We start from the raw sequence: 2,152 nt of genomic DNA, 5'->3' as shown, positions 1-2,152 counted from the left end.
CGGCCCCCCGGCCGCGACGGGTTGCCGCGCGGGTGCGTGGCCAGCGTTATGATCAAGGCCCCGGTCGTGTAGGCGTCCGGGCGGGACGCCCCGGCGCCACCTGGAGTCATCGATGGCGCACGACGCACTGCCGGGCGTCAGGAGTCCGTTGGATGGGCCTGGCCTTGTAGCAGGGCTTTGAGGCGATCGATCTCGGCAAGGGCGGCCTCATTCGCTTGCAGCGCGGCCTCTTTTGCCTGTCGCTCGGTCTCTTTCGCCTGCCGCTCGGCCTCTTTTGCCTGCCGCTCGGCCTCCAACGCTTGCCGTCCGGCCTCCAGCGCCTGCCGTCCGGCCTCCAGCGCGGCACTTTGCTCTTCGAGCGCCGTTTCGGCCTCCCGCAGGCGGCCTTGGATGCAGCTTTGCTCGCGCAGGAAATCCTGCCGCGTCCGGTAGCGGTCGTAGGCGTGCTCTTTCTCGGAGAAGGCCTTCAGGGTACTCATGGCTTGCCTCATTTCTGCGGTCTGCATCCAGTCGGGGGGCCGGTCGGCATCCAGGTGCTCACCGTCCTTGAAGAACTTGAGCCAGCGCTGCTCCTCGGTTTCGACCTGGTCGGCGGTGAACTTGTTCAACTCCAACAGGTAGATTCCGCCATGGTCGATGAAGCCCAGGCCCTGGTCGTCGCGCAGCCGGTAGCGATGGGTGTAGCGGGGGTCGTCCGGCAGGAGGTCTTCGCCCAGGAGCCAGATGGCGTAGGTGGGTTTGAGCAGGCGGTAGTCCTGGCCGCTCTGCAGTTGTTTGTTGTAGATGTCGTTCCAGGTGTAGAGGATGCGGGCCGGCAGGTCCTGGTAGGTCAGCAGTTGGATCTCGACCTGGTAGAGCCGCCCCTGGTCGTCGCGCGCCTTCACATCGACGATACTGAGCTTGTCGGTGAGGAATTCGCGTTCGTTGTAGGGGTTCAGGATCTCGACCCAGGTGATCGGGCGGGGCAACGCGGGGCCGAGGATGGCGTTCAGGAAATGAATCAGCAGGGCGCGGTTGGCCTCGGTGCCCAGGAGGGCCTTGAAGACACAGTCGATCTTGGGGTCGATGGCGTGGCGCATGAGGGGAGTCTAGGTCGGTTTGAGGGTGGGGACAAGGTTCGCCGTAGCAGCCTGTCGGACCCCCGGCGGGGTGGTGGATGCGCTGCGCTTATCCACCCTACGGGGGCTACGGGGGCTACGGGCTACGAACCTGGTCCTGCGCGCGACCCTCAGCGCTCGATCGGTTAGTCAGGCAACCTGGCGGCGATGCTGGGTGATATCCCCTTGGCCCGCCAGCAGTCCCGCAACCGAAATATCCTCGTCCAGCGCGTCCCAATGGATGCCCCGGGGACTGAGTTCGTATTCGTTGCGCTGCGCGGGCGTTGCCGCTAGCAGGCGGGGGAACCATGCCAGAGGCACGCCGAGTGTCCGACCATCATTCAACTCGACCCACAGATTATTTTCATCACAGGTAACCGTTTTAGGGGAAATGCTCATTCCAAGCCCTCTGTAGCTGCCCGCGGTGGTCGGCGACCATGCCGGTGATATGACGCAGTGTCCGGGCATCGAAGCCGTCATTGCGAGCGAGTTGAACCTGGGGAACCAGCCAGAACTTGGCTTCCGCCCCGGCTTTGCGGATATGAATATGCATCGGCTCGCGCGGGTTGTCGGCTCCAATGCCGGACGGGGCATTCGCCCCGTCCGAAACGTTTTCCCCGGACCGGCCGACCCGTATCAGCCTCGGAGGGTGGATAAGGCGCGCGGCACGGGGCCTCTGGACGGGTGCAATACTGGCCCGCGCCGCATCCACCGACCCCGGCGGTGTGGTGGATGCACTGATCTAACCTACGCACTGCCGGGCGTCAGGAGTCCGTTGGATGGGCCTGGCTTTGTATCAGGGCTTTGAGGCGATCGATCTCGGCAAGGGCGGCCTCGTTCGCTTGCAGCGCGGCCTCTTTCGCTTGCAGCGCAACCTCTTTTGCCTGCCGCTCGGTCTCTTTCGCCTGCCGCTCGGTTTCTTTTGCCTGCCGCTCGGCCTCCAGCGCCTGCCGTCCGGCCTCCAGCGCGGCACTTTGCTCTTCGAGCGCCGTTTCGGCCTCCCGCAGGCGGCCTTGGATGCAGCTTTGCTCGCGCAGGAAATCCTGCCGCGTCCG

General features: G+C 65.0%; 3 protein-coding genes and 1 pseudogene. All 4 read right to left on the bottom strand.

Annotated elements, in window-relative coordinates; all coding sequences use genetic code 11:
* Window positions 1–137: 137 nt before the first annotated feature.
* Window positions 138–1,079, bottom strand: a complete 942-nt coding sequence (locus tag QZY48_RS20585; RefSeq protein WP_295434681.1) for an Rpn family recombination-promoting nuclease/putative transposase — start codon at window positions 1,077–1,079, stop codon at window positions 138–140.
* A gap of 168 nt (window positions 1,080–1,247) precedes the next feature.
* A complete protein-coding gene (locus QZY48_RS20580) occupies window positions 1,248–1,496 on the bottom strand; it encodes a DUF2442 domain-containing protein (protein ID WP_295434680.1) in 249 nt (82 codons plus the stop codon).
* On the bottom strand, window positions 1,480–1,650 hold the full coding sequence (locus QZY48_RS20575) for a DUF4160 domain-containing protein (protein WP_295434678.1): 171 nt from the start codon (window positions 1,648–1,650) through the stop codon (window positions 1,480–1,482). The genes QZY48_RS20580 and QZY48_RS20575 overlap by 17 nt, the downstream gene beginning before the upstream one ends.
* Before the next feature lie 211 nt (window positions 1,651–1,861).
* A pseudogene (locus tag QZY48_RS20570) lies at window positions 1,862–2,152 on the bottom strand (hypothetical protein); the annotation flags it as partial.

Source organism: uncultured Thiodictyon sp. (assembly GCF_903828115.1).
Lineage (GTDB): Bacteria > Pseudomonadota > Gammaproteobacteria > Chromatiales > Chromatiaceae > Thiodictyon.
Note: the sequence above shows the minus strand (reverse complement) of the source record. Positions and strands in the feature narration are given on the sequence as shown.

Bases quoted from the DNA above. Each gene is read 5' to 3' on its own strand.
- QZY48_RS20580 (WP_295434680.1), bottom strand. From the start codon at position 1,496: ATGAGCATTTCCCCTAAAACGGTTACCTGTGATGAAAATAATCTGTGG.
- QZY48_RS20585 (WP_295434681.1), bottom strand. From the start codon at position 1,079: ATGCGCCACGCCATCGACCCCAAGATCGACTGTGTCTTCAAGGCCCTC.
- QZY48_RS20575 (WP_295434678.1), bottom strand. From the start codon at position 1,650: ATGCATATTCATATCCGCAAAGCCGGGGCGGAAGCCAAGTTCTGGCTG.